This window comes from Paenibacillus sp. J31P190 (genome assembly GCF_059692075.1).
In genome coordinates, this window is record NZ_JCAUAS010000019.1 from 1 (window position 1) to 21,211 (window position 21,211).

A 21,211-nucleotide genomic window follows, 5' to 3' on the forward strand; every position below is an offset into this window, starting at 1 on the left:
CAAAATGCTCCGCTAACAATGTATTGACTCCGCGTATCGATAATGAGATTTGCTTTGTATCCATACCAAAACATCACACGTCCCGTCCCCCGCGGATCCCCTTTAGCGCCTGTGCTGGGATATTGAGGCATTTCGGCGATTAAGTCTTCATAAGCAACCGAACGCATCGCTTCAATGCTTCGTTCGAAGCTGGAGAGCGAGGCTTCGTAGGCTGCCACTTGTTGCCGCCATGCCTCGGCTTCGGCTTTCGGAACGCGGCCTCGCTTCTTGCGTTTAGGTTTGGGAAGTGGAGCTCTCCTCTCAGGTTGACAGGTCTGTTCCGGGAATGCTGCAAGCTGCTCGGATTGAGGAGTTTGCTCTGCTTTTGGCTCCTTGTCCAGCTTCGGATTTCGGTCCCATGCTTCGAAATGCGAGGAGTCGATGGCCAACGTATCCCCAGAAATAAATCCCTCATGAATACCTTGAATGACGAGTTGGTCTTGAACTTCACTAAGCACCCCACACTGGTGCAATTTTGTGATGAGACGCGAGTAAGAGGACTCACTAGGGATAGGGTCAGAATCTGTAAACCGACAAAGGCGCCTAAACTCGTTGCCGGAAGAGAGACGGGAAATGATGCCTTTTACAAAAGGGATTTTTTCCAGCTTCGCAATAACTAGCGAGTAGACCATGGCTCTGGTGTTCAAACTTTCGGACCGACCACGCAGCCCCTTTTTGCTAACAGCCCGCAGGATTGTTTCTAAAGGAAGATGTTCCAGAATGGCCGTGTATTTCGATTCGGCTTGCATTTCCATTAATTGTTCGAAGGAAAAAAGCTCTTCTTGTTGAATATGATACATGGGAGTACTCCTTTCTCTGTTTATTTGGTGTGGTAACCTTAAACTTCGAGAATTTGGGGAGGTACTCCTTTTTTGCGTGCTTAAAACCCTTGCGGTAGCAAGGGTTCTAAATTATGAAATTGACTCCATGTTGCAACAACTAATGAAAAAAGGAGAGATTTAGGTAGTAATTGTTGCACTTTCTACAACATCATTCAACCGCGCACATGGATTCATTCATCTAGCAACCTCAATTGACCATAGTTGAGCGGCGTAGATTGATTTGCATCAACCTTTATAAAAACTCTCAACCAAGGACGGTGTAAGCCGGTTTTCTTATCTCACTCCAGCTTATTTAGTCAATCAATCGAGCTGAAACCAGGTGCTCTGTACACAACTTCTATGATTTCCGTAAAATTATAGGCATCTGTTTGATTCCAAACATCATCCAACTGTCGATCCGCTCCAACACATGGGAGCGATCAAGGTGGAACTCAGGGAATCGAGTAAGCAGCGTTTGAATAGCAATTTTACTTTCCAAACGAGCTAATTGTGCTCCTAAGCAGAAGTGAATTCCGTGACCAAAAGCAAGATGGGAATTAGGATTCCGGTGGATGTCGAAGATGTCCGGGCGCTCGAATATGTCTTCGTCATGGTTGGCCGAGCCAATCCAGATGTTGACCATTTGTCCTGGAGTTAGTGTTTGCCCGTGTAGAACGGTGGTCTTTTTTACCGTTCGAATCATCGTTTGAACAGGTGAACAATAACGAAGAACCTCCTCAAGAGCTTGTGGAACCAAGGAGCGATCCGTCAAAAGCTGCTCTTTTACTTCTGCATGGTTATCGATGAGGAGCAGTGCCGAGGAAATGAGGTTCGTTGTGGTTTCATTTCCCGCTACAAGCAGCAGGATGCAGAAGCCGATCACTTCCAGATCGCTTAATTGTTCGCCATCTGCCTTCGCGCGGACAAGACGACTAATCAGATCATCCTGGGGTTCAAGCCGTCTTTGATCCGCTATAGCGGTAAAATAGTCACTCATCTCTTGTTGGCATTGATAATATCGCTCGGAGTTGTTTCCGACCAGAGCATCTGACCATTCTTTAAAACGCTCTCGGTCTTCCTGAGGAATTCCTAGCATTTCGGCAATGACGATAATCGGCAGCGGACTTGCAAAATCATGAAGCCCATCCATCTTACCGCTTGCTTCCATTTGGTCACACAAGGCATTCGCTATCGCCTCAATCTTTGGCGTCAATCCTTCGATGACCCGAGGAACAAAAGCTTGAGAAACAAGCATCCGCAATTGCCGATGTTTTGGCGGATCCTGTCTTAGAACACTCGCCTCAATCGGATCTTTCATCGTTCCTACACCTTGCGAAGAAAAATGCTCATGGTCGGAAAAAATCGCTTTGACGTCTTCGTATTTGAAAACGTCCCAGGAATCGGTCTCCTTTTTAAACGATACGGGGGAGGAGGCACGCATTTCTTTAAAATAGGACAAAGGGATCAATTCATTTACCGTTCTCCAATCCAAACGTTTCACCATCGCTTCCATCTTATTTTATTTGAACTGACTGGTCAGTATAGCGACTCCAAAAAAATGGCGGTTACTCACCGCTAGTCAAAAACAAACCTGACGTAATGATCGTATATAAGAATTGTTCAATATGATCACGAGACAATTCGTTGTTGTTGTTCAAAAAGTAATTAGATGCGCTGTCGAGCATCCCAACGATCCCCGCCGCGGCTAAATTGCAGTTAACATCGCGAAGCACGCCTTCATGCTTCCCTTCTTCCAAGACGTCGGCAAGAAAATGAATGTAGTCGATCCTAAGTTTCTTCAGTTCTTCCAGTACTTCCTGATCGATACCGTTGGATAGCTCATTGAAAACGATATGTGCTAAGCTGCTTGATTCCAAAAATAAATCGAGATTGTGCCTGATGATCCTTTTGATTTGTTCTTCCAAAGTAAGATTGGCTTTAAGATCGGCCTGTACTTTATCAATAATCTCCTGAAAACCATCCTTAACAAGCGTCTTAAACAATTGGGCTTTACCTGGAAAGTGATAGTAAAGCGTACCTTTGGCGACATTGGCTCTCAAGGCAATTTCATCCATACTCGCCCGATGGTAACCGTTTTCTGAAAATACTTCAACCGCTGTCTGGATAATTTTCTCTTTACTCAAGGATATCCGCCTTTCTATATGCACGATAAAACTGACTGGTCAGTACAACAAAAGTGTAACATATTGGAAAAAGAGATGTCAACTGAGACCGCGAGGAGATTTTACTTTCAAAATGAAATGAAAAAAACCTCCCGGAATGAACATATGTTCAAATCCATGGGAGGTAAAATACGTTAAAGCTTTTTTCACTTGGTAAGCTGTTTATATTTGTTCAAATACTTCACGACGGTCAGCACATAAGTGGCATGTGACCAAGTGAGTGGAGCAACGGATACCGGTTCACCTGTAAAAGGGTCTAATTGTTCCGACAGAACGCCGCTTTCCATTGCGTGTTTGACGACCCATTCAAGTGTTTGACGCGGTGCTTCGAGATCTGCCAGTGACTTGGCGTACTCGATTTCCCATTCGGCAATCCATAGTGTACAAATAATCCATGGGTTACCTGGTACGTTCTCAATATCCGTAGAGCGTTGGAAGTAATAGTCGTGATGATAACGAGCGGAACCGCCGACTTCGGTTTTGATCATGAGTCCAGCTTTGTTAGCTTTCATTGTGCTCACTACACGATCATCGTCAGCAGGCAGAACGCCGAATTCAAAGATGCCGTAAACGGAGCTTTCTAGCGTCATATCCTTTACCCATTCGCCATCTTCCATGTACAAGCCGCGAACGAATCGTTGTTCTCCTTCGTCCCACAGATGCTTGAGGATACCGGATTTGATTTTCTCCGCTGTATGCTTGTAACGATTGCTTCGCTCTTCATCCCCGAACAGGTTGCTGAAGTTGGAAGCGGCTATAAGTCCGCCATAAACCGCTGAAGCTGTAAATGTAAATATACCGTAACGCTCTTCCCACAGATCATAACTTGGCTTCGGCAAGTTCAATTCCTGATCAATGTAAGTGGACATGAATCTGGCCGCTCTGCGAATGAGATTGCGATAGAGGGATTGGGCGAATTCAAGACTTCCATTTTTCTGGAAATCCTGCCAAAGGGCATATAGCACAAGGGCAGTCTCATCTTCTTGAATAGGGAGCTGTACCCGTCCGGAATGAATGTATGGATGCCAACTGGAGCCTACGGTGCCGTCCGGATTGTATTTATGATGCAAGTAACCTTCGGGTGACAGCACGTTCGCACAGAAGTTAAAGAAAGGAATAATCATACCTTGGTAGCCGGCCATGGACATGGAATAAGCAATTAAAGCACCGTCTCGAGGCCACATATAGCTGTAATGATCGCGGTTGCTTTGCATAATATCAGAATCGTTCGCAGCGATGATCGCACCGTTTACATCCGTTTGGGTCCTGACTAGCAGTAGACTTTGTTTGAAAAGTCGTTGGACTTCGAGCGGCAGATCGCCGTAATCGCGTTCAATTTTGTTGGCCCATCTTTGCCAGTACACGGTTACGCGGTCAAGGAGTTTACCAGGGTGGCTGTCTTTGACATAGGCATCGAGCTTCTTGACTTCCTCCAGCGTTTTGCCTGCACCCATCCAATAATAGAGCGTTTGGTTGGCGTTCGGCGGTACGAAGAGTCGAAAAGAAATGGTACTATCGACAGAGCCTTGAGCAATGGCATTGCCCATCAAATGCCCATCTTCGGCGTCGCGCCAAGTTCCCTCGGCATTATAAAATCTTTTGACACCTGTAGAGTATTGATAAATGCCTTCGGTTCCTGTACTGCCGTTAAACATAAAATATCTGTCTTTTTTATAATGGAATACCGTATTATTCGCTGGATAGTAAGCGGCTGTATCCCCAACTTCTGTCTCATTAATGAGCAAGTCTTGATTGAAGAACATACGTATTTCGCGAACGGTACTATTGTGATTCGTAATTTGGATACGTTTGAGATAAATATCCTCGCGCTGATGAACCCCGTCATTCATGAGCAGAGTGACACCAAGACCGGGATGCGTAGCTGTCACTTCGGTGACGAGCGAATCCTCTACATAGGCAAGTTTAAATTGCCATTCAGGGGCATTCAGCCAGGCGAAGGAACCATCCACCCATATACCAACACGGCATTGATAACCGCCAATATGGTTAAGCTGGCCTACGAAAGGATAATACAGATCTCGCATGTAGGAATGCTGATCGAGGTTAATAAGAAATTTTCCGTTTCCGATGACCAGATGTCTAGGCAATAAAATCACTTCCCCACTCGTTTGTTTGATCGCGCGATTCAGAACCCGTCCTTGAGGTATCCAGCTTGGGATATCGCGTCCTCGTTTCGCTAGTGACTAGGACATAGTTAGCACAGGGCTTGCCAATAGGTTACCTAATTATTACCAAGGAATCAATGATTGTTTGAAAAAATTCTGAAAATTCCCACTGGTCACGCTTACAAACTGGCATAGTTATCCATATTATTTCATTATTTCCTTCTGGTTGGGGAATATACCTGACCGCTGTGGGTGAAGGAGAATCAATTTTTCGTAAGTTTCTGTTGTCAACGCGCTGATTTGCTCCCAGTGAAAGGTCTCGCTGACTTTGCTCAGAGCGGCCGCAGCGAGTTCGGTTGCGTCATCAGGCTTTTCTAAAAATTGGGCAATCTGAAAAGCTAGTGCATTTGCATCCCCCGGGGGCACTTTGCAGCCGTTAATGCCATGATCGACAATCTCAGCAAGACCTCCCGTATCCGATGCGATGAGTGGTGTACCGCTTGCCATTGCTTCCAAGGCTACAAGACCAAATGGCTCATAGAGGCTTGGAATGACACAAAGCTCCGCGGATAACAAAAGCTGACTTTTGTCGGTCTCATCTAGAAATCCTGTAAAGCTGACCCGGTCACTTAATGGAGCGGCCAGTCTCTCTAATCCTTCAAGCTCAGGTCCTGTACCCGCGATAATCAGCTTAGCTTCAGGGTAACGTTTGAGTACAAGCCGCATGGCAGATATGAGGATATGCACGCCCTTCTCATAAACAAGCCTCCCAAGGAAGGCAATAATTCGATTCTGCTCTTCACCGCTAAAAAGAGCATTAGAAAGAAGCGGATTAACAGTCTCAAGCGAAACAGCAGTTGCTCGAAAAGGAATAACACCATTAGGTATATGAGTCGTTTTATGGATAGGTACATGAAATAGGCGAATGACTTCTTCCTGCATATATAGGCTGCAGACAACGAGCTGATCGGCTTCGTCGGCTAACTTATTTTCTAAGGCATGGATCCGTTGCTGCACCGGGGTATCTAGCTTCCCTTCATTTCGGCCATACTCGGTGGCATGGATCGTTGCAAGGAGCGGGAGATGAAGCGCATTTTTGGATTCCTTGGCAGCGTAAAAGACAAGCCAATCATGAGCATGAATGAGATCGAATTGCATGCCTTGCATAGTTAGGCGGTGGATAGCATCGGTGAAAGCCATATTCATTTGAAATACCCAATCCAGAAAGTGAATGGCTCCAGTGGACTGGAGAACTTCTACACGATGAATATGCACCCCATCAGACCGCTCATAGGGAAGACAATCGGGAGCAAGGCACGTAATGACATGAACTTCATGGCCGAAGGCAGCAAGATGCTTAGATAAGTCGCAAACAGCTCTCGCGAGACCACCGATGACACGCGGCGGATATTCCCATGCGAACATAAGAATACGCAGAGGTGTGGACTTGGCATTGGATGAGAGTTTTAATGAAGTACGATCCAAAGAGTTATTCAAAGAGCTGTTCAAAGAGCTGTTCAAACAGCTGTTCAAACTTATGGAAGTGCTAGTTTGGAAAAGAAGGTAATGGAGCTCCGGCAGAAAAGGGGATCTCCGTTCTAAAGGAATCACAAATTCGGATAGCTCTTTGTCTGAAGCTGCTGTTTCTAGCCCGTTAAGTAATTTATGAAAATGCGATAAATGCGTTTCTATACGGTTAGCCGCATAGGTGGTTACCGTTTCCGCATCTAAGATGAATGTCCAGTCGCTGCTTTGCGCGAGCATAAGCTCTCTCGCGGCTTGGTTTAGAGCACGCTGCTGCATCTTCGTGAGCAGCTTGGGGTTCGGGTGTTTTTGCGCAGCTAGCACCATACGATCCTCCGCCGCGTGCAGCAGCGGATGTACCCACTGGCTGCGCGGCTGCAGCCAGACCTCGGCGTAGCCGCCTCGGCCCCAGCTCGACACAGGAAGCGAAGCTTCCGTGGTCGGCGCATGGGCGGCGGCGTAGCCGCCTAACGTAGTCGTGTCCACGACTACGTTCTTAAGGCTGCGCGCGGCAGCGAGCCCGCGCAGCACAGCCTCAAGCCACTGGTGGCCTTCGTACCACCAGTGCCCGAACAGCTCGGCATCGTATGGACATACGATGACCGGCGGCTCCGCCAGCCGCGCTTCGCGGTCGCCGGCGGCCAAAGCTAACGCCTCGCGCTCCTCAGCGAGGCGGCGAAGCTGCGCCACCCGGCTGGCGACGAAATGCTCAGCATCCTGCTGAGCTTTCTGAGCGGCCCGCGCCGGGTGGTAGGGCGATTTGGCGTCACCAGCGCCGGTGACGCTGTAGTACTTGAAGCCCGTGTGTATGCGTGCGCCGTCCGGCAGCACATAGGGCTTCAAGTACTCCCACTCGGCCCCGCCGTCTTGGCCGAGGTCGTAGCCGATATCGCGATAATACTCGCGATAATTGGCATCGCTCGGGTACCCGACTTCGGCGCTCCATACTTGAGCGCCGGCTTCGAGGTCCCGAGCAAAGGCGCAGGCGCCGCTTTGCGTGCGCAGCGGCATACCCGCCGCACTCTTCAATTTCGCCGCGTCCTCCTGCGGCGTTATCACAGCCTGCGTATGCGCATGGGCGTCCGCTACGAAGTAGCGAAGGCCAAGTGCCTGCAGGTGGGGCTCCAACGCAGGCGTATAGCCGCACTCCGGCAGCCAGATGCCAGCCGGAGCGGACCCAAAATGCCGCCGGAATTCCGTTACGGCGGCTTCGAGCTGCGCGCGCAGCGCGGCGCCGTTCTTGACTAGCGGCAAGAACGCATGCGTCGCGGCGCACGTGATTAATTCTAAGCAGCCAGTGCTTCTTAGGCTGCGGAACTTACCAATCAGATCGCCCCGAAGGCGATCGTACAAAGCCATAAGCCGATGATACTGGTCGGCATAGAGCTTTGCCGTAGGACCGAAGTCGGCATGGCCCCACAGACGAATAACTTCACGCTGAGCCAGTTCGCACAGCGAGGTCAGATGCTTGCGAAGCCTCATCTTTAAACGTGAATCCTCGAGCATGGCAAGCAGCGTCGGGGACAAAGACAAAGTGAGATGGAAAGGCACTTCATCTTCAAGAAGCCGGTCCATCATTTCGATCAAAGGAAGATAGCTATCGACAACGGCTTCGAAGAACCATCGCTCTTCTAGGGTGATGTTCTCCTCTTCATGTCGAACATAGGGGATGTGGGCATGTAAAAGAAAGGCAACGAAACCTTGTACATTAGAGCTGGTGCTCACGTTGGCGTTTATGTTTGTGCTCAATCAGTATCGCCTCCAGATTCCGTATCTGCTGAGTATGCGGTCTTCGGTGAATACACCGAATAGGCAGAGAAATGCTCATTAGCTTCAGGCGTTATTAGCTGAAAGGAAACGGCAATAGGCCGGTACGTATCTAGTTGATCATTCGTTATTTGGTGATAAGGAATATCTTGATTCGTTACTATAGGGGGAGTCTGAACCGTATTGGAACGCAGAAGCGGGAGAAACTGCTCCTGTTCATTCACAATGCCAAGATCCGCGAAGTAAATTTGGCCTGGGTGGAACCCGCTCAGAAAGCATGATTCTCCTGAGGGAAGATGAAGCTCTGAGACGCTGTCAGCTTGGTAGCTATCTATAGGTAGATTGGTTGCATGATAAAATCGCAAAGTAGGCTGAAGCTCTTTCCAGTCTTTATCGAAATGTTCCTGTACCATGTTCTTTTTTCGGACAGAGAGCTGCCAGTAGGCAAAAAGAACAGTCGGAGACTGGATTAGCAAGTGAAAGGTATCCCGATCTATAGGATCAACAGAGAGAGCTTGGGTAGGTATCGGACTCACCTTTTCTCAGGGTAGTTAGTGAAAATAAGCTGCAAGATCTTGAGCAACATTGTAGCATATGCACTATACAAACGAAAAATCTCCACCCTTATGTAAAAGGGGGAGATCACATGTATATCCTTTACTTGGTTGGATTTTGCCCTTCCATGTACCGGTTTTCCGTAAGTCTCATTAAGGAATCGTACCGATTCACCGAAGAAAATATCAAAAGGTATTCGTCCTGTTTGACATTGGTATACGATGCTTTGAAACCGGTATGATATTGCACGGTCATACTTGAGGATTGATCGTCATACTGCACAAAAGCGATCTGTCTAGAAACGCTTGGAATCATATTCACGCCGCTCTCCCCTTCATCATAAGACTTCGGAACCACGTATCGGATATACCTATACTATAATTATGCTTACACAAGTGCGTTTAGAATGTGTCCACGGTAGGAATGGACAAGCCGCTCAGCAAGCTCAGGATCCGCCGATTGGGCTACGAGCTGAAAGACAGGATCATCGGCATCAGGCAGCAGCAGGACAGACCCATTCTCATGGTAAAACTTAATGCCATCGATTAGATCAACGGGTACATCTTTCGTCCGCTCCATCATGCTCCGCATAACCTCTCCTTTTGAATCCCAAGGACAATCGACACGTTCACGTAGAAGATGAAAGCTAGGAAACAAGGAGAGCAGATCCGAGAGCGGAAGGCCGGTTCTTTCCAAATGGAGAATCACCAGTCCAATGGCAAAGAGAGAATCGAACAAGGGATGTATCCTCGCTTCTTGTGTAGCTTCCATGATGGCCCGTGACCATTCCTTCGTACGAACGATCTTCCCGCCAAGCCCCTCCGCCATGCTTTCTAGAAGCTGGGGTGCACTGACGGGAGCACCAATGGTTGCTCCTGGACGGCTGTGCAGGTAACAAAGATAGAGGAAAACGGTTTGTAAATCGCTGTCTACAAGTTCACCTTTTTCTGTTATTAACTGTATGGTTCGTCCATCATCGTGAACACGTAAACCGAGACTTGCGCCAGATAGCGGGATAAAGAGATGAAGCGGATCCTGCATACTTGTAGATGTAACATGGATAGCTTCAAGCCCCAGTTTTTCGAAAAATGGAACCATGTAAGGCTGCAGCCAAGAACTCGCTTCAATGACGATGCGAAGAGGGGATACAAACGGATGATCGCGTTCATATGCGATTTCTTGGGCCAAGGCATTTATATAAGTTTGTAACCAGTGCACTTCTTCTTTGTAACTGCCAATCTGCTTCATAGTGGCCCGTCCATAATCTTCTTGCCAAAAGCTGTTTTCCACTTTACGCTCTGCTGATTTCGGAATAGGCATTCCTTCAGCGTCCAAACAGAGTAGGCTGCATACATCATTTTCTTTGCCGGACCACTCGAGGTGAATTCCCCCAGCAGCACCTAAATGACGAATAGCAAAGGTAGACGCAGGTGCAAAGCAATCCCCTAAATCAATAACATGCGTACCTACAGATTGTAGGCTCGCTGTAAGTGTACGCTTTAATAGACGAGTGAACGTATGGGGAGCACAGCTTACCATGAGCGTTTTGCCAAGGGCTAAGGTTGCTCCATAGGCTGTGGCGAATTTAGCGACTAATTCCGGTGTTAAATCTAGATTAGGAATGCCACTTACACCGCTTGTCTTGAATAGCGTTTTGGTTGCATGATCTCCCCAAATATAGGAGGTATGAAGTAGGGTCTTATCACGAATTTGTTTATGGGGCCAAATTTTCACGTTGGGTTCAATGCGGCTTTTTGCGCCGATGACCACATGGTTGCCAATAACGGAACCATCCCCCAAATAGGAGGCCTCTTTACAAATAATCCGACTAGTCAGTGTGGAACCGGCCAATTCGTTGTGCTCAGCAATATGGTTATGATCCCACAACACGCTTCGCGTTAATTTGCTCCCTTTGGAGAGTCGGTTATTTTGCCCGATGATGCAGTATTCACCGATCTCTACTTCATCTTCGAGCCTGCTCCCTTTCCCAATGAAAGCGGGTCCGATCACACGTGCGGTAGCACTGGTTTCAACATCATCTGCGATGTAGACACCGGGGCGGATCTGTGTTCCGTGAATATCGAGCTTCACTTTCCCATCAAGCATATCAAACTGGGTTTGACGATACTGCTGCAGGTTGCCGATATCCGTCCAATATCCAGAGCTGATATATCCATAGAGCCCTTTGTTTTCTTCGAGCAAGGCAGGGAAAAGCTGCTGGCTGAAATCAAATTCTTGCCCCAGCGGTATGCGTTCTAGCAGCTCAGGCTCCAAGATATAAATACCTGTATTTACCGTGTCACTGAACACCTCACCCCAGCTTGGTTTTTCCAGAAAACGAGTAATTTGTCCTTCTTCATTCGTGATAACAACACCATATTCCAAAGGATGGCTGACTCGAGTCAGGATTAACGTAGCTTTGGCTTGCTTTTCTTGATGAAAAGCGAGTGCTTGCTTCAAATCGAAATCAGTTAATGCATCCCCGCTTATGACAATAAAAGTATCGTCAAGAAACTCGTGCGCATGCTTGACACTCCCAGCTGTACCTAAGGGACTTGTTTCTTCAAAATAATGGAGATTGACGCCAAAAGCTTGTCCGCTGCCAAAATAGTCGCGTATCACTTCAGGTTTATATTGCATAGTGATTGCTATGTCCTGAATGCCGTGATTTTGGAGCAGTTCAATGATATAGGCCATGCAGGGCCTACCGAGAAGAGGCACCATGGGCTTGGGGAGATGACAAGTAAGGGGACGAAGCCGCGTTCCTTTGCCTCCGGCCATAATAACAGCCTTCATTGTGGTACCTCCTTAGAGTTTTGCTTTAGCAAAACTAGCATCGTAAGCATTAACTTTAGAGTTTTCGTAGAAAACTTGCATTGTAAGCATTAACCCTAGAGTTTTCGTAGAAAACTAGCATCGTAAGCATTAACCCTAGAGTTTTGCTTTAGCAAACTGGCATAGTAAGATCGTTTTCCCGTAATTGTTGTAGGCAAAGGGAACGTCAATCAGCTATTTGAATGATTTCGCCCAAAATGCTGCACCTTGAGGAACGTCGTTCCGCTATTCCTTATAAATAGAGCTAATTTTCTCCAATTTGGGCTAAATAGCGAATCGTAGTTCCCTTAACGAAAGAAAAATGGGCATTTTCAAAGAAATAGCGTCCTCTAGTTCCCTCTCATTGATGAGTGGCAAGGGCTCAACTTGTTGTTTTGACTTGAATGGTGTCAAAGGCTCAACTTGTTGTTTTACTTGAATAGTGGCAAAGGCTCAGCTTGATGCTTTGACCTAAATGGCTGGTTGAAAGCAGCTAAGGCTAAATTGATGCTTTGACCTGAATGGCAGGTTGATAGTGGGTAAGCTTCTGGTACTCATTCTGGATATTTTGAGCGATATGGCTCCATTGGTAGTGCTGTTGCAGCAGCTGGTAGGCGCTATCAGCCATCTTGGCGGCTTGCTTTGGCTGCAGCAGCATATCCGTAATGTGCCAAGCTAATGAATCGACATGACCTGGGAGAGCCTTATAGCCGTCCACACCATGCCTAATGATTTCAGCTAAACCGCCTGTATCGGAGAGGACCAGAGGTTTCCGGTGGGCCATGGCTTCCAGCGCTACGATACCGAAAGGCTCGTACAAGCTCGGAATAACACAAACATCCGTAGATTGATAAAGCTGTGTGCGATAAGCATCATCAACAAAGCCGGTAAACAAGACGCGATCTCCCAAAAAAGCAGCCTGGGAGCGAAGCTCACCTTCCATAGGTCCAGAGCCGGCGATAATGAGCTTAGCTTGCGGCACTTGTGAAATGATTTTCGGCAGAGCTGCCAGCAGAATTTGAATACCTTTTTCATAAACAAGTCTTCCAATAAAGAAAATGACCTTATCTTGTTTTGCCACGAAATCGGGTCGATTTATTGTCTTTGTGTTGGGTTTTTGAGTCCGAATTCCATTCGGATGTACACTCACTTTATCGAAAGGAAGATTAAAGATACGTCCTACTTCTTCTTTCATATAGGAGCTGCAAACAAAGACACGATCAGCCTCATAGGTCAGCTGCCACTCCAAATGATGAATCTTTCGCTGCAGGTCGGAGGTTAGATTTCCTTGATTTCGTCCCCATTCAGTTGCGTGAATCGTAGCTACTAAAGGGATGCCGTAGCTGGTCTTTATTTCTCTTGCTGTATGAGCAACCATCCAATCATGTGCATGCAGGAGGTCGATTCGCCCGCCGTTTTCTTTCCATCTGACAAGATGATCAGTCATGGCAAGATTCATTTCGAACGTCCAGTGGTAAAAGTGAGTATCACCCGAATGGTTAACAGGGAGCCTATGTACGTAAACGCCATTCATGTTCTCAAAACTAGGCGCACCATCGTAGGAGGTTGTGATGATGTGCACAATTTCTTCGCGAGCGACAAGCGCTTCTGATAGCTCGTGAACAGCTCTTGATAAACCGCCTACATGTTTGGGCGGGTATTCCCAAGCGAGCATGAATACGTTCGGACGGTGTTTAGTTTCCTCCAGCAATGTTTCCCATTCCTTCAAGTTTGGAATAATCGGGATAGGGGAAAGCTGCTCTAAGCTTATGTAATCTTGAAATTGGATAGCTGGAAAGCAGTTGTCTTTCTCCTCTAAATCGGTAAGGAGTACCTCGTCAACCTGTTCCCGATCGACCTGATCGCAGAGATGGTGGAAGCAGCCTAGATGATCCTTCGTACGGCGAATGGCATGGTCGACGTCGCTCTGTGCGTCCATCATGAATGCCCAATCGCTGCTTTGAGCCAGCATGAGTTCTCTTGCTGCTTGATTCAAAACCCGTTTCAGAACGCTGGCGCTTAATTTACCATGGCGAGAGAGATGCTCATGTTTCGTTGCAAGCTCGATCATACGTTCTTCGGCTTGATGCAGATGACGATAAATCCAGTCGTTACGTCCCTGCAGCCATATTTCGGCGGAATGGTTACGGCCCCAACTAGATTCGTTTAAATTTCCGACAGCAGCTATTGGATATTCCTCTAGATATTCACTAGGTGTAATCATTTTAATCGTTTGCTGATCGAGAAACATTTTACGGCAGAGCAGTTCAAGAAAGTGCGGGCCTTCATACCACCAATGTCCAAATAGCTCCGCATCATAGGGTGATACGATGAGGGGCTTGCGATCCAGCCAGCGTTCCCAATGAGCGGCCTGCTTCTGGCGATTTGCCAAGAAATGATCGGCATGTTCAGCTGCTTTTTCTAGGGCCTGCTCTGGTTGATAAGGCTCCTTGTGGCTGCCTTTGCCTGTGTTGCGGTAATATTTAAACCCTGTTGCCGAGTCGATATCACTGTAGTATTCACGATAGTTGAAGTCTCCTGTGTAGCCATTCTCGGCACTTACTTGACTGGTGGATTCCGGATCCAGAGGAAAGGCAGTTACCCCATAGGGGGTCATGAGCGGAGAAGCCAATTCTCGAGCCGGCTGCGGTGAAGCGAAAGCGACTGCTGTGGAATCAGTGAAGAAATATTGGATCCCAGCCTGCTTCAGAATGCGGTCAATACCCGGCGTATAGCCACATTCAGGCAACCAGATGCCGCGTGGCTTTTGATCGAAATAACGTTCATAATCCCGAACAGCCGTCATAATCTGTGCTTTTATTGCCTCTTCTGTTTTCATTAGCGGAAGAAATCCATGCGTAGAGGCTGATGTAACAATTTCAATACGACCTAAATCTTGATAGTGTTTGAATGTCGCAATAACATTTCCTTTGCAGCTCTCAAATAGCGTAAGAAGCTCACGAAATCGTGTGGCATAACGTTTGGCCAGAGGAAGAAGAGAAGATTTTTTTTGTAACCGAACCTGTTCCTTAACTGCGAGCTCAATAAGCTTACTTAGGTAAGCGTGATAGTTGTCTTGGAAGTATGGATTGCTGAACAGGGACAAGATAGTCGGAGTTATGGAGAAGGTTAAGCGGAAATCTATCTTATCACTTGTTAGACGATTCATGACTTCAATTAGGGGTAAATACGTTTCAGTCATGGCTTCATAGAACCATTGTTCTTCCAAATTGTCATTCAGATCCTGATGACGAATATAGGGAAGGTGAGCATGCAGCATGAGAACGAAATATCCCTTGAGCTCTGGCTTCGGTTTGATGCGATTGATCAAGAGATAACGTCACCTCACATAGGGAGAGTAGGCTTGTATATTTTCAAAAAAAGATGGCTTGATTCGATTGTAGACACGTTCCGCATGGGCTTCTGGAACAACCGTTTGTATCGGTTCTCCCCATTTAGTTTCGGTATCTTTAGGTGTTGCGACACAATTGGAACGAAGAAGAGGAACGAACTCACGCTCCCAAGTGTAAGTACCAATATCTACAAGGTAGGTACGGCCCGCACCTAGATGGTGAAGATACCAATTGTTAGCTTCAGGCGTCGTTGTTACATCCCAGTAACCATGTGCATTACTGCCATTGAAATAGAGGCTGGTTACATCGTACAAACGTATCACTTTGGGCATTAATGCATAGTCGCATTCAAAATGCTGAGAAACAAGCCATCTCCGCCTATCACTAATTTCCCAATAAACATAGAGCGAATGTGCATCCACGATCATAAGATGGAGTATGTCCTTGTTATACCGATCGGGAACCTCAAACCCTGCGGTAGGTAATGCCTTCAAGGTGAATTCCTCTTTTCTAATACTAATGACTACCTTATCACTGTAAAAGCATGCGCTTTTCCAAAGAAAAATATGCGTAAATTGCTAAAATCTAGCTGTCCTAAAAAAAAGGAATTTCAAACTTTTCTGGCGAATATATTGGACTAATCCGGGTTAAGAAGTTTATGCTTACGATGCAAGCTTTCCTAACGGAAAGCTCTAAGGGAGGGTTTTTCATGAGTTTTTGTTGTGGAGCCAGTATGATTGGAACGAAAGGTACCTTGAAGCACATTCGTACACAAATTCACAATGTGCCCATTCTTTTTTGCCCGGTATGTCATCGCATTGAAGTTCACTATCTGGTGGAGAACGAATACGAGATACTAGCGGAGTATGCTCACGGAGACGGTGCTCCTGAGGTTGATTTTACGGAATATGTAGATGGTAAGGATCATCTATTGCATGATAATTGTGTCAACCATGAGGGCGAAGAGCCTTTAGATATAGTACGCTGTCAAATTGATATGGCTCTTGATTTGCTTGGGGTCGCGAAATCGATTGGCGATAATGAATGGGAAGATCAGCTTAAGAAACGATTGAAAATGCTGAGTGTACGCCGAGATAAATTGAAAAACAAAAAAACCTCCAAGCACACGTAAGCTGCTACTCTAGTCTAGTCTAGGTTGCGGGGAACGAGGAGCCGCTATTTCAGCGATTATGCCGATACGGAGCTAGTATGCGGAACGTAGGAGCGCTATTTTGGTGTTTTTGTAGTTTTTACACCTCGAAAACGGAAAATAACGGCTCCTCGTTCCGCGAGAACGGGAAATAAGCGGTTTCGAGCAAAATAAGGTCTCTACGTTCCGCGAGCATAATGGTAGTGTCAATTAGATTCGATAAAAAAGAAGACGGTAGGGTCACGGTAAAATGTGCCCAACGTCTTCTTTTTTTGTTAGATACATCCCTAACTCATGTATATGGTAAGTACTTGGTGCTTATTGAAGTTCCTGCAGAAGCTTCGCAAAATCCTTTTGTAGATTTCTGCTTAGTGGAACTTTCACAGGCGTATGGTTCAAATGAATTAGAAATCTTCTCGAAGTGGGAAATCCACTTTCTTTCACATACGATACCACGTGGCGCAAATTGACCAAAAAACCTTTGAATGGACTGAACATATGAGGGGAGCTCTGTGCCAGTATATCCGTTAAATTCGTGCTGGATTCCATATGTGCTCCATTCATGAGATGGATTCTAGTCAAACGTTTATCTTCTTTCTCAATGAAGAGGATGGAGTCTTCGGAGATAGGCAGCTCTGATTTTTGATTCTTGACAGTAATCCATGTTGTAGATCTAGGCTTCGGTGCTTGTACCTGTTGACTGCGTTCTAGTTGAATCTCCGCAATGGCCTTCCGAATAGCCGCTTGAAACTTTGGCAGCATCACTGGCTTGGACAGAAAGTAGAGAGAACCTAGATCATGAAAGCTCGTCAATACATGGTCAATATTCGTCGTTCCGCTAACCATAATGACTTTCTGCTGATATCCAGCTCTTCTCAAGGATTGAACCATCGTGATGCCATCTAAATTTCCTTGCAGTCCTATGTCCACTAGCATAATGTCAGGCTGAAGCTGATCGTATAATTGTATAAATTGTTCACCTTCAGAAACGATAGATATGACTCTTAACCCGCATTGTTGGCAATAACTTTCGAGTAATTTGCCTGCCCAATAGTTATCTTCCACGATGGCCACTGTGAAACGGTGTCCCATACGTTCATCGCACTCCAATCCTCTCACCCATGGGCCCCATGCATCCTGTCAACTTATGCTCAGAAACAGCCAACTTAGTCCACTTTGAAGGCAAAAGTACGGTTATCTTGTATAGTTCTAGGTGTGGATTCAAATAGGTAGGCTGCTTAAGAGCAGGCATAGAAATGAGGGAACGTGCAGTTGTTTACATGGGTGAAATTTATCCTAACCTGTATTGATTTTGTACCTATGATTTTATTCGCATTACTACTATTCAGACAAAGAGTGAAACCGTATTGGATACAAATAACGCTCGCTGCACTCGCAGGAACGATGGTCGCTTATTTCGACAATTGGCCTTTATTATATGTTTGTATCATTTGTACACTGCTTATGATGGTTTGGAAATTTAGCTTTGTACCTACTTTAATCATAGCATTATCCGGGTATATTCTGTCGGTCATCGTATCTACGATTGTTCTCTTTTGTTGTGATTTAACCGATCTCGCTGCCTATACAGATATCAAGGATGACTCGTTAACGACTAATTTGATATTACTTTTGACCATTATGGCGAAATGCGGCGTCCTTCTCGCCATTCATAAGCTTCGGCTCGGTTTTACTTTTCTCTCGAATTACACGAGAATACCGCTGACTAGGGAAAATGCAGGCTTTTATCTCTTCATTGTTGTTGTTATTATTGGAATCGCATACCGTCATTCCTATCCGGATAGCGTGCTAAGCGCGCTAATGCCGATCCAAATGCTAGGTATGGCAACGGTTCTCTTCATCTATGTCATGCTAGGTAAGGAACTTGGCTTTCAGAGATGAATGCCGGGGGCTAGAATCAGCTTCCACAACAAACCCTGTATTGCGAGCTTCATATTCGAGAAGAATCTGGTGATATTTCTTTTGTGGCATAGCGGCGATGGTGACACTAGGACCTTCTTCATAATCATTAAAATAAAGTTTGCCTTCTGCGGGGGCATACTTTTTTATTTTGTTCAGATTGACGAAAAGATGCATGTCCAATTTCACAAAATGGTGTTCCGTTAATGCTTCTATGAAACTCGTGAACGCCACAAGAGATTCTACATTTTCTTCCATGATGCCGTCAGGCGAAACATATTGTATGGTTTTGATACCAAACTCCACATACCAGACGTTATCTAAATGGACTTGAGAAGAAGTTTGCGAAGATGAGGCTTCTTCTAAATATCCTGCTTTTATTAGTAAATCTGTGTAAGGGTATTGATATGCTTGTGATAGCTTTCTCAAGGTGTCAGGGGATGGCTTGATGACATCATTCGTGGTACGATTACGTCCGAGCTCTAGATCCCTAATATAGGCATGAGACAAGCCGCTTTTACTTGCAACTTTACGCAAGGACAATTTACCTCGTAACGTCTCGAGAAACTTGCCAAAGTGATTGCCGGGTTCCAAATGAAACACCTCCCATGCCTTTAATTGTAAAGGATTCAAGGTTAAAAGGAAACCGTGCTTTAGGGTTTATTTGCCATTAGGTGCCCAATTGAACATCTATGGTATAATAAATTTACTTTTTATTTCTGAATCCATATAATTGTACCCCCCGAATTGTTATACATAGGGACGAAACTACTATACTGTGAGGTGGAACGGTGCTACTGGTACTATTCAAAAAATTCCTTGGAAAGAAGGAATCCCAGGGACAAAGTGAACCGCATGCCTCTTCCCTTGAGGTAACCATACATCAAATTCAAGCAGGAGACCTACGACTTAGGAATCAATTTATTGCTGACTACCAGCCCTATGTGGCTAAAGTTACAAGTAGGTTCTGCAAGCGATATATCGACCCGGCACGAGATGACGAATTCAGTATCGCTTTAGCAGCGTTTAATGAAGCTATTAATCAATATTCTTCCGTTATGGGAAGGTCTTTCCTAGGCTTTGCAGAAACGGTCATGCGGAGGAGATTAATCGATTTCTTACGCAAAGAACAACGTTTCAAAGGACAGATTCCTTACAGCTCGTTCGATCAAGAAGATGATGAAGATAACCTACTCAATCCAATTGAGGTTCATCAAGCTATCGAAGCTTATGAAAAGCAAAAGGGACTTGAAGAACGGCGAAGTGAAATTATGGATTTTAGCCGATGTTTAAGTGATTTTGATATCGATTTCTCTGAACTGACAGAAGCATCCCCTAAACACGACGATTCCAGGCAAATGCTATTCGGTATCGGCCGCACGCTAGCACAGGATGCAGAGCTTATGCGTACTCTTCTGACGAAACGGCAGCTGCCGATTAAAGAGCTGCTGGAGCAAGTACAGGTTTCGAGAAAAACATTGGAGCGAAACCGTAAGTATTTGATTGCGATAGCTCTCATCTTTAACGGACCCTACCCTTACTTGCGAGATTATTTACATATTCGAGAATGAGGAAAGCATAAAGAAAGGAAGAACAGCGCATGAACAAGGGAATCGTAATGGAATTAAGCGACAGCTCCATTATTGTCATGAATCCAGAGGGTCGGTTTGATAAGCTTCCGAGGGGAACGCGGAATTGTGAAGTTGGGGAAGAGATACTGTACACACCTGCGAAGCGGCGTATGCGTGTACCGCAAATGGCTATTGCATCGGGACTGGCGGCCGCAATCGTCCTATGCTTTGTCTTAGTATCGACGTTGACAGGAACCGTTCCTGGAGGCCAAGTGGTTGCCTACGTAACCATAGATATCAATCCTAGTGTAGAAATAGGAATTGATAATGATGAGGTTGTACAGGATCTAATTGGGTTAAATTCAGATGGAGTTGACCTAATTCAAACCTTAGTCTATAAGGGGAAGTCGTTAGAAGCTGTCACATCGGATATTTTAGACAAAGCCGAGCAGGGAGCACTTGCTAGAGGTGAAGGAGATATCATCATTAGCTCTACGATTGTAGAACAAAAAACGGATGTGGATGATCAGGCAATTGCAACGAAGTTGAAAGCTCAGGTCAGTAAGCATATAGAGCAAGCCCATCCGGATCAAGTGAAAAATTATGAAGTGACCGCGTTCGCCGCCCCGCAAGAAGTAAGACAAGAGGCGAAGGCAAGCGGTGTATCGGCCGGGAAGTACGCGATATATTTGAATGCGGTAGACAATGGTGCGAAAGTATCTCTCGATGACATCAAAACGGTGTCGATTCATCAACTCGCGAAGGATAACGGCGGGATTGATAAATTGGTAAAGCCGGATAAGCCGATCGATAAATCGTCTCTGCAGAAGCTTATCGCAGATGAAAAATCCGGAAAGCTCAGCGAGAAAATTCAACAAATTCAGGACGAGAAATCGGACAAAGACAAGAACAACGATAAAAATGATAAGAACGATAAAAATAACAATAGTAAGAACGGTAATAATGGCAAGGCTACGGTGAAACCAACACCGACAACATCTTCGAAAAATGGCAAGAACGACAGGAACGACAATAACAATAAGAATGACAACAAGAACGACAACAAAAACGATAGAAACGGCAATGATCGTAATAATGACAACCAATCAACGCCGAAGCCGAACCGCTCGGGTGATGGCAATGAGGATGATTCTAAGAAAGAATCATCCTCAAAGCCTAGAGCGACTTCAACGCCTAAGCCTACTGTAAAACCTTCCAGTAAGCCTACAAGCTCAAGCAAACCGACGGATAAGCCATCTGACAAGCCAACGCAAAAACCAAAATCGGAAAATGATAGAAGCACCATTTTTCCTTGGAGCTGGAGCGATCGGAACAAAGATTCAAAAAACCACGATGATAATAGAGATTAGTAAGAGTTAAAAGAATAG

Annotated in this window: 16 protein-coding genes; 4 read left to right on the forward strand and 12 right to left on the reverse strand. The window is 45.8% G+C overall.

The window, feature by feature from the left end:
- From AC58U0_RS26700 to AC58U0_RS26745, 10 genes are all read right to left on the reverse strand, one after another.
- Positions 1 to 839, reverse strand: an 839-nt coding sequence (locus AC58U0_RS26700) for a transposase (protein WP_497381907.1), incomplete at its 3' end; no start/stop codon positions are given.
- Between the two features lie 379 nt (positions 840 to 1,218).
- The gene (locus AC58U0_RS26705) at positions 1,219 to 2,364 is read right to left on the reverse strand and encodes a cytochrome P450 (RefSeq protein ID WP_497381908.1); all 1,146 of its coding nucleotides are present in this window, start codon (positions 2,362 to 2,364) and stop codon (positions 1,219 to 1,221) included.
- Positions 2,365 to 2,425: 61 nt separating this feature from the next.
- Positions 2,426 to 3,004: a TetR/AcrR family transcriptional regulator gene (locus tag AC58U0_RS26710; protein WP_497381909.1), complete on the reverse strand. Its 579-nt coding sequence runs from the start codon at positions 3,002 to 3,004 to the stop codon at positions 2,426 to 2,428.
- A 185-nt stretch (positions 3,005 to 3,189) separates the two neighbouring features.
- A complete protein-coding gene (locus tag AC58U0_RS26715; RefSeq protein ID WP_497381910.1) occupies positions 3,190 to 5,151 on the reverse strand; it encodes a glycoside hydrolase family 15 protein in 1,962 nt (653 codons plus the stop codon).
- A 222-nt stretch (positions 5,152 to 5,373) separates the two neighbouring features.
- On the reverse strand, positions 5,374 to 8,442 hold the full coding sequence (locus AC58U0_RS26720; RefSeq protein ID WP_497381911.1) for a 1,4-alpha-glucan branching protein domain-containing protein: 3,069 nt from the start codon (positions 8,440 to 8,442) through the stop codon (positions 5,374 to 5,376).
- Complete coding sequence (locus tag AC58U0_RS26725; RefSeq protein ID WP_497381912.1) at positions 8,439 to 8,996, reverse strand: DUF4912 domain-containing protein; 558 nt, start codon at positions 8,994 to 8,996, stop codon at positions 8,439 to 8,441. Before AC58U0_RS26725 ends, AC58U0_RS26720 begins: the two co-directional genes overlap by 4 nt.
- A 121-nt stretch (positions 8,997 to 9,117) precedes the next feature.
- Complete coding sequence (locus tag AC58U0_RS26730; protein WP_052228876.1) at positions 9,118 to 9,330, reverse strand: hypothetical protein; 213 nt, start codon at positions 9,328 to 9,330, stop codon at positions 9,118 to 9,120.
- Positions 9,331 to 9,402: 72 nt separating this feature from the next.
- Positions 9,403 to 11,811 (reverse strand): sugar phosphate nucleotidyltransferase, encoded by a 2,409-nt coding sequence (locus tag AC58U0_RS26735; protein ID WP_497381913.1) that lies wholly within the window; start codon positions 11,809 to 11,811, stop codon positions 9,403 to 9,405.
- A 517-nt stretch (positions 11,812 to 12,328) separates the two neighbouring features.
- Positions 12,329 to 15,160 (reverse strand): 1,4-alpha-glucan branching protein domain-containing protein, encoded by a 2,832-nt coding sequence (locus AC58U0_RS26740; protein ID WP_497381914.1) that lies wholly within the window; start codon positions 15,158 to 15,160, stop codon positions 12,329 to 12,331.
- 9 nt (positions 15,161 to 15,169) lie between these two features.
- Positions 15,170 to 15,676, reverse strand: coding sequence for a DUF4912 domain-containing protein (locus tag AC58U0_RS26745; protein WP_497381915.1), 507 nt, complete (start codon positions 15,674 to 15,676; stop codon positions 15,170 to 15,172).
- A gap of 215 nt (positions 15,677 to 15,891) precedes the next feature.
- On the opposite strand from AC58U0_RS26745, the gene AC58U0_RS26750 reads away from it, so the two are divergent.
- Entirely contained in the window at positions 15,892 to 16,314 is a 423-nt protein-coding gene (locus AC58U0_RS26750) for a hypothetical protein (protein ID WP_047680975.1), read from the forward strand.
- A gap of 336 nt (positions 16,315 to 16,650) precedes the next feature.
- Here AC58U0_RS26750 and AC58U0_RS26755 read toward each other — a convergent pair whose 3' ends face one another.
- Entirely contained in the window at positions 16,651 to 17,451 is an 801-nt protein-coding gene (locus AC58U0_RS26755; RefSeq protein ID WP_497381916.1) for a LytR/AlgR family response regulator transcription factor, read from the reverse strand.
- Positions 17,452 to 17,604: 153 nt separating this feature from the next.
- Between AC58U0_RS26755 and AC58U0_RS26760 the strand changes: the two genes are divergently transcribed.
- Positions 17,605 to 18,234, forward strand: a complete 630-nt coding sequence (locus AC58U0_RS26760; RefSeq protein WP_497381917.1) for a hypothetical protein — start codon at positions 17,605 to 17,607, stop codon at positions 18,232 to 18,234.
- On the opposite strand, the gene AC58U0_RS26765 is transcribed toward AC58U0_RS26760, so the two are convergent.
- A complete protein-coding gene (locus AC58U0_RS26765) occupies positions 18,205 to 18,846 on the reverse strand; it encodes a helix-turn-helix domain-containing protein (protein WP_497381918.1) in 642 nt (213 codons plus the stop codon). The genes AC58U0_RS26760 and AC58U0_RS26765 overlap by 30 nt on opposite strands.
- A 197-nt stretch (positions 18,847 to 19,043) precedes the next feature.
- Here AC58U0_RS26765 and sigI point away from each other — a divergent pair, with 197 nt between their 5' ends.
- Together sigI and AC58U0_RS26775 are read left to right on the forward strand one after the other, a co-directional pair.
- Positions 19,044 to 19,823 (forward strand): RNA polymerase sigma factor SigI, encoded by a 780-nt coding sequence (sigI, locus tag AC58U0_RS26770; RefSeq protein WP_057304690.1) that lies wholly within the window; start codon positions 19,044 to 19,046, stop codon positions 19,821 to 19,823.
- A gap of 29 nt (positions 19,824 to 19,852) precedes the next feature.
- Positions 19,853 to 21,193, forward strand: coding sequence for an anti-sigma factor domain-containing protein (locus tag AC58U0_RS26775; RefSeq protein WP_497381919.1), 1,341 nt, complete (start codon positions 19,853 to 19,855; stop codon positions 21,191 to 21,193).
- The last annotated feature ends 18 nt before the right edge of the window (positions 21,194 to 21,211 follow it).